Consider the following 7691-nt stretch of genomic DNA (forward strand, 5'->3'; position numbering starts at 1 on the left):
CGCACGCCCGCACATTGCCGGAATTGATCGCCGCGCAGGCGCTGCGCACTCCCGACGCACCCGCGGTCCTCTCCGCCGACGGGGCGCTCTCCTACCGCGAACTCGACGAGCGCGCGAACCGGCTCGCGCACCTGCTCCAGGCCGAGGGGGCGCGGCGGGAGCGGGTCGTGGCGGTGGCCATGCCGCGCTCGGTGGACAACGTGGTGGCCCGGCTCGCCGTGCTGAAGACGGGCGCGGCGTACCTGCCGATCGACCCGGACTACCCGGCCGACCGGATCGCGTTCATGGTCGCCGACGCCGAGCCGCTGCTCGTGCTCGACGGCCCGCGGGACCTCGCCGGCCGGCCCGGCACCGCGCCGGAGGCGGAGATCCACCCGGAGGATCCGGCCTACGTGATCTACACCTCCGGGTCCACCGGTCGCCCCAAGGGCGTGGTGGTGCCGCACCGGGGCTTACCCGCGTTCTCCGCCGCCGAGATCGAGCACTTCGCCGTGCGCCCGGGCGACCGGGTCCTGCAGTTCTCCTCACCCAGCTTCGACGCCTCGGTGCTGGAGCTGTGCATGGCGCTGCCCGCCGGCGCGGCCCTCGTGGTGCCACCGCCCGGTCCGCTGCTGGGTGACCAGCTCGCCGAGGTGATCGCCGCGTTCGGCGTCACGCACGCGCTGATCCCGCCGGTGGCGCTGGCCACCATGCCCGACGTCGACCTGCCGTCGTTCCGCACGCTCGTCGTCGGCGGTGACGCGTGCCCGCCGGACCTGGTGGCGAAGTGGGCACCGGGTCGGCGCATGATCAACGCCTACGGGCCGACCGAGTCCACTGTGGTCACGTCGTGGAGCGAGCCGCTGGAGCCCGGCGGCACGCCGCCCATCGGCCGCCCGATCCCCGGCACCTCGGTCCGGGTGCTGGACGACGACCTGCGCCAGGCCGCCGAGGGCGAGCTGTACGTGACCGGTGTGGGCCTGGCCCGCGGCTACCTGGGTCGGCCGGGGCTGACCGCGCAGCGGTTCGTGGCCGACCCTTACGGGCCACCCGGTTCGCGCATGTACCGCACCGGTGACGTGGTCCGCACCCGCGCCGACGGCCAGCTGGAGTTCGTCGGCCGGGCCGACCACCAGGTGAAGATCCGCGGCTTCCGGGTCGAGCCCGGCGAGATCGAGGCGGTGTTGCGGCAGCAGCCGGGCGTGGAGCACGCCGTGGTGGTCGCGCGCGGCGAGCCCAAGCGGCTGGTGGCGTACGTGGTGGGCGAGACCGACGGCTTGCGCGAGCGGTTGGCCGCGCGGCTGCCCGACTACCTGGTGCCCTCGGCGTTCGTGGGCTTGGCGGCGTTCCCGCTCACGCCCAACGGCAAGCTCGACCGCGACGCGCTGCCCGAGCCGGTCGTCGGCGACGCCGTCACCCCGGCCGACCACGTCGAGCCGCGCACCCCGGCCGAGCGCCGGGTCGCCGAGGTGTGGTCGCAGGTGCTGGGCGTGCCCCGGGTCGGCGCGCACGACGATTTCTTCGCGCTGGGCGGCGACTCGATCCTGGCCGTGCGGGCGCTGTCGCGGCTCGGTGGGCTGCCGGTGCGGGCGATGTTCGACCACCGCACGGTCGCCGCGCTCACCGAGGCCCTGCCCGACCTCGACGGCGCGCCGATCCCCCGCGTGCCGCGGGTGGGGCCGCTGCCGCTGTCGTCGGCGCAGCGCCGGCTGTTCTCGCTGGACGGCACCGCCGAGCAGAACACCGCGGCGGGCGTCCGCCTGACCGGGCCGCTCGACGTGCCGCGGCTGGCCAGGGCGTTGGACGCGCTGGCGTGCCGGCACGACGCGCTGCGCACGACGTTCGACGTGATGGGTGACGAGCCGGTGCAGGTGGTCGCGCCGCGGGGCACGATCCCGCTGCGCGTGCTGCCGGCCCGTGCCGACGCCACCGAGCCGAGCCCGGCCGAGCTGGGCCTGGACGAGCCGTTCGACCTGCGGCACGGTCCGCTCACCCGGGCCGTGCTGAGCCCTCTCGGCCCGGACGAGCACCTGCTGGTCCTCGTCCAGCACCACATCGTCACCGACGGCTGGTCGGTGCAGGTGCTGCTGGAGGAGCTGGCCGAGCTGTACGCGGGCGGGCAGCCGGCGGAGCCCGCGGTGCAGTACCCCGACTTCACCGCGTGGGACCGGACCAGGCCCGAGGGCGACCCGGCGTACTGGCGGGCCCGGCTGGACGGCGTCGAGGCGCTGGACCTGCCCACCGACCGGCCCCGGCCGCCGCTGCGCACGACGTCCGGCGCGGTGCTGCGGCGGCCGCTGCCCGCCGACCTCGTCCGCCGGCTGGCGGGTGTGGGCCGGGCGCACGACGCCACGTTGTTCATGACGCTGACCGCCGCCGTGCAGGTGCTGCTGTCGGCGCGCAGCGGGCAACGCGACATCGCCGTCGGCACGGTCAGCTCCGGTCGCGACCGGGCCGACCTCGAACGCGCGGTGGGCTTCTTCGTCCGCACGCTGGTGTTGCGCTCGTGGGTCGACCCGGACCTGCCGTTCACCGCGTTCCTGGACCAGGTGCGCGACACGGCGCTGGAGGCGTTCGCGCACGACGACGTGCCGTTCGACCGGGTGGTGGAGGAGGTGCGGCCCGACCCGGACCCCAGCCGCACGCCCCTGGTGCAGGCCGTGGTGGCGCTGCACCAGCCGCTGCTGCGCGACCCGGCGTTCGGCGAGCTGACCGCCGTCGAGCACGACCTGCCCCGGCCGGTGGCCCGGTTCGACCTGGTGGTGGAGTTCTGGCCGCGCGGCGACGACCTGGCGCTGACCCTGGAGTACAACACCGACCTGTTCGACGCGGCCACGATCGAGGCGCTGGGCGACGACCTGGAAGCGTTGCTGCGCCTGGTGGTCGACGACCCCGACCGCCCGCTGCGCGGCCTGGCCGCCCTCGACGCGACCGCCGACCACACGGCGTCGGACCACACCGTGCGCATCCGCGGTACCCGGGTCGACCTGGCCGAGGTCGAGCGGGCGATCCGGCGGTACCACGAGGTGACCGACGCGGCCGTGGTCGCGGTCGACCGGCGGCTGGTCGCCTACGTGACGCCGCCGGTGAACGACTCGGCGCTGCGCGGCTTCCTCGGCCAGGTGCTGCCCGCGCACGCCGTGCCCACCACGGTCGTCGGCCTCGACCACCTCGACCGCGACGCGCTGCCGGCACCGCCCGAAGAGCGCTCGGAAGTTCGCTACGTGGCACCGCGCACACCCGTGGAAGCGGTGCTGGCCGACGTGTTCGCCGAGGTGCTGGGCGCGGCCCGGGTCGGCGTGCGGGACAACTTCTTCGCCCTGGGCGGCGACTCGATCCTGGGCATCCAGGTGGTCACCCGCGCCCGGCGCGCGGGCCTGGTGCTGACCTCGCGGGACATCTTCGCGCACCAGACCATCGCCGCGATCGCGCCGCACGTCACCCGCGACCTCCCGCCCGCCGCCGACCAGGGCGAGGTCACCGGCGACGCACCGCTCACCCCGATCCAGCGCTGGTTCCTCGACAGCCACGCGGTGCGGCCCGAGCACTTCGACCAGTCCGTCGTGGTCGACCTCGACGTCGACCTCGACGTGCCCGCGCTGCGCGCCGCCCTGGCCGCGCTGGTCGGGCACCACGACGCGCTGCGCACCCGGTTCGAGGGCGACCGGCAGGTGGTCGCCCCCGTCACCGACGCCGACCCGCTCGCGCTGGAGGGCTTCGACCTCACCCGCGGCCCACTGCTGCGCGCCGAGCTGCTGGACAGCGGATCGGTCCGCCTGACCGCGCACCACCTCGTGGTCGACGGCGTGTCGTGGCGGGTGCTGGTCGAAGACCTGACCACGGCCTACCGCCAGGCGTGCGTAGGGCAGGCGATCCACCTCGGGCCGAAGACGACGTCGTTCCGCGACTGGGCCACCCGCCTCGCCGACCACGCCCCGCACGGCTTCGACGCCGAGCTCGACCACTGGGCGGCCGTGGCCGCCACGCCGACCGGCATCCCGGTCGACCGGACCGGTCCGAACACGGTCGGCTCCCAGCGCGAGGTCACCGTGCGGCTCACCGAGCGGGAGACCGCCGCGCTGCTGCGCGACGTACCCGCCGTCTACCGCACGCAGGTCAACGACGTGCTGCTGACCGCGCTGGGCCGGGTGCTGGCCGACTGGACCGGCCGGTCGCGGGTGCTGGTGGACCTGGAGGGCCACGGCCGCGAGGAGCTGTTCGCCGACGTCGACCTGTCCCGCACGGTCGGCTGGTTCACCACCGTCTTCCCGGTCGCGCTCGACCTGCCCGACGGCGGGTGGGGTGAGGCGCTGAAGTCGGTGAAGGAGCAGCTGCGGGCCGTGCCCGGGCGGGGCATCGGGTACGGCGCGCTGCGCCACCTGGCCCGCACCGCGCCCGCCTGCGACCCCCGGGTCTCGTTCAACTACCTGGGCCGGTTCGACGCCGACCAGCGCGACCTGGAGCTGTCCGTCGACCCGCGCGCCCCGCGACCCCACCTGCTGGACGTGGTCGGGCAGGTGCGCGGCGACCGGCTGGAGTTCACCTTCCACCACAGCGAGAACGTCCACGACCGCGACACCGTCGCGCACCTGGCCGACGCGTTCGCCGACGCGCTGCGCGGCATCACGGCCCACTGCGCCGAACCGGGCGCGGGCGGTCGCACGCCGTCGGACTTCCCGCTGGCCGACCTGACCCAGGCCGAGGTCGACCTGATCACCGGCGAGGACGCCTTCCCGCTCACGCCGATGCAGGCGGGCATGGTGTTCCACGGCCTGGGCGACCAGGGCGTGTACTTCCAGCAGACCACGTTCGTGGTCGACGGCGTCACCGACCCGGCCGCGTTCGCCGCCGCCTGGCAGCGGGTGGTGGACCGCACGCCCGTGCTGCGCAGCAGCGTGCTGTGGGAGGGCGTGCGGCAGCCGTTGCAGGTGGTGCACGAGCACGCCGAGGTGCCGTTCACGTTCCTGGACTGGAGCGACCTCGACGAGGCCACCCGCGCCGACCGGCTGCGCGAGCTGCTGGCGCGCGACCGGGACCAGGGCATCGACCTGGCCAGACCGCCGCTGATGCGGGTCGCCATCGCCCGCCTGTCCCCCACCAGCGTGCAGGTGCTGTGGACGTTCCACCACGTGCTGCTCGACGGCTGGAGCGTCTTCCACGTGCTGTCCGACGTGCTCGACCCCGGCGCGGAGACCGACCGGCGGCCGTTCCGCGACTACGTCGCCTGGCTGGCCGAGCAGGACGAGGCCGAGGCGCGGGAGCACTGGCGGCGGGCGCTGGCCGGGTTCGACTCGCCGACGCCGCTGCCCGCCGACCGGCCGGCCGGGCACGGCACGTCGTCGCGACGCCTGGAGGTCGAGCTGACCGACGAGGAGTCCGCGCGGCTGTACGAGTTCGCCCGCCACCACCGCGTGACGCCCAGCGCGATCGTGCAGGGCGCGTGGGCGCTGCTGCTGGCCCGGTCCGCCGGCCGGCGTGACGTGTGCTTCGGCGCGACGGTCTCGGGCCGTCCCGCGGAGCTTCCCGGTGTGGACGCCATCACCGGCATCTTCATCAACACGCTGCCGGTGCGCGTCCAGGTCGACGGCGCCGCACCGGTCGCGGACTGGTTGCGGGCGTTGCAGGACGCCCAGGTCGAGTCGCGGCGGTTCGAGCACGTGCCGCTGGCCGACATCCAGGCGTGGAGCGAGGTCGAGCGCGGCACGAACCTGTTCGACAGCGTGGTGGTCTTCGAGAACTACCCGGTCGAGCTGGCCGAGGACCTGGGCCTGCGCGACATCGCCGCGGTCGAGACCACGAGCTTCCCGCTCAGCGCCACCGTCTACCCGCGGGAACGGCTCGGCCTGCTGCTCGGCTACGAGCCCGCGATGTTCGAGCCCGGCACCGTCGAACGGCTCGCCGAGCGGCTGCGCAGGCTGCTGGTCGGCCTGGTCGCCGACCCGGACCGGCCGGTGGCCGACGTGCCGTGGCTGTCCGAGGACGAGGTCCGCCAGGTGTTGTTCGACTGGAACGGCACGATGGTCAGCGAGCCGGGCACGACGATCCCCGAGCTGTTCGCCGCCCAGGCCGCGCGCACGCCCGACGCGGTCGCGGTCACGTGCGAGGGCGAGCACCTGACCTACCGGGAGCTGGACGAGCGCGCGAACCGGCTCGCGCACCACCTGGTCGACCTGGGCGCCGCGCCGGAGCGGATCGTCGCGCTGCGGTTGCCGCGCTCGCTGGACCAGGTCGTCGCCGTGCTGGCGGTGCTCAAGTCGGGTGCGGCCTACCTGCCGCTGGACCCCGCGTACCCGGCGGACCGGATCGCGGCCACGATCGAGGACGCCCGACCGGTGGCCGTGCTGTCGGAGCTGCCCGAGCTGACCGGGCTGCCGGACACCGCGCCGGCGGCGGCCCTGCGCCCGGACCACGCGGCCTACGTGATCTACACCTCGGGTTCGACCGGACGGCCCAAGGGCGTGGTCATCCCGCACGGCAACGTGGTGCGCCTGTTCTCCGCCACCGACCACTGGTTCCGGCTCGGCCCCGACGACGTGGTGTCGATGTTCCACAGTTACGCCTTCGACGTCTCGGTCTTCGAGCTGTGGGCCGCGCTGCTGCACGGCGGCCGGCTGGTCGTGGTGCCGCACGCGGTGTCCCGCTTGCCGCGCGACTTCGCCCGGCTGCTGGTCGACGAGGGCGTGACGATCCTGAGCCAGACGCCGTCGGCGTTCTACCAGTTGATCCCGGAGCGGCCGACCGGGCTGAGCCTGCGGTGCGTGATCTTCGCCGGCGAGGCGCTGGAGATGGGCAAGCTGGAGGGCTGGGACGGTCCCGGCACGTTGATCAACATGTACGGCATCACCGAGACCACCGTGCACGTCACCTACACCGAGGCCGACGGCAGCATCGGCGTCGCCATGCCCGACCTGCGGATCTACGTCCTGGACGAGGACCTCAACCCGGTGCCCGCGGGCGTGCCCGGCGAGATGTACGTGGCCGGACCGGGCCTGGCCCGCGGCTACCTGAACCGGCCGGGGCTGACCGCGTCGCGGTTCGTCGCGAACCCGTTCGGCCCACCGGGTTCCCGCATGTACCGCAGTGGTGACCTGGCCCGGTGGGAGGACGGCGCGTTGCGCTATTTGGGCCGCGCCGACCAGCAGGTGAAGATCCGCGGGTTCCGGATCGAACTCGGCGAGGTCGAATCCGTCCTCGCCGCGCATCCTGCCGTCGCCCAGGTCGTTGTACTGGCGAACGAACAACGCTTGGTTGCGTACTACGTGCCGGACAAGCCGACTACGGCGACGCAGTTGCGCGACCACACGGCCAAGGTCCTGCCCGACCACATGGTGCCCGCAGCGTTCGTCGCACTGGAAAGCCTGCCGTTGACCGTGAACGGCAAGCTCGACCGCGTCGCGCTCCCCGCGCCCGAGCGCGACGCGGTCACGTCCGGGGAGTACGTCGAGCCCCGGACGGAGACCGAAGAGGCCATCGCGGCCATCTGGGCCGACGTCCTCGGCGTGGGCCGGGTCGGCGTGGAGGACAGCTTCTTCACCCTCGGCGGCGACTCGATCCGCAGCCTGCACATCACGTCCCGGACCAAGGCGGCCTTCGGCGTCGACCTGTCACCGCGCGACGTCCTCACCGCCCGCACCGTCTCCGCACTGGCCGACCTGGTCGAGGAACTGGTTCTCGCGGATCTCGAAGCCCTCGCTGCCGACACGGAGGCGTGA

Annotated in this window: 1 protein-coding gene; it reads left to right on the top strand. The window is 74.1% G+C overall.

Annotated features, from left to right (window positions below; translation table 11 throughout):
- Nucleotides 1-23 precede the first annotated feature (23 nt).
- Nucleotides 24-7691, top strand: a complete 7668-nt coding sequence (locus LZG04_RS38630; RefSeq protein ID WP_267938918.1) for a non-ribosomal peptide synthetase — start codon at nt 24-26, stop codon at nt 7689-7691.

The organism is Saccharothrix sp. S26, from assembly GCF_021390395.1.
In the GTDB taxonomy this organism is placed as follows: Bacteria; Actinomycetota; Actinomycetes; order Mycobacteriales; family Pseudonocardiaceae; genus Actinosynnema.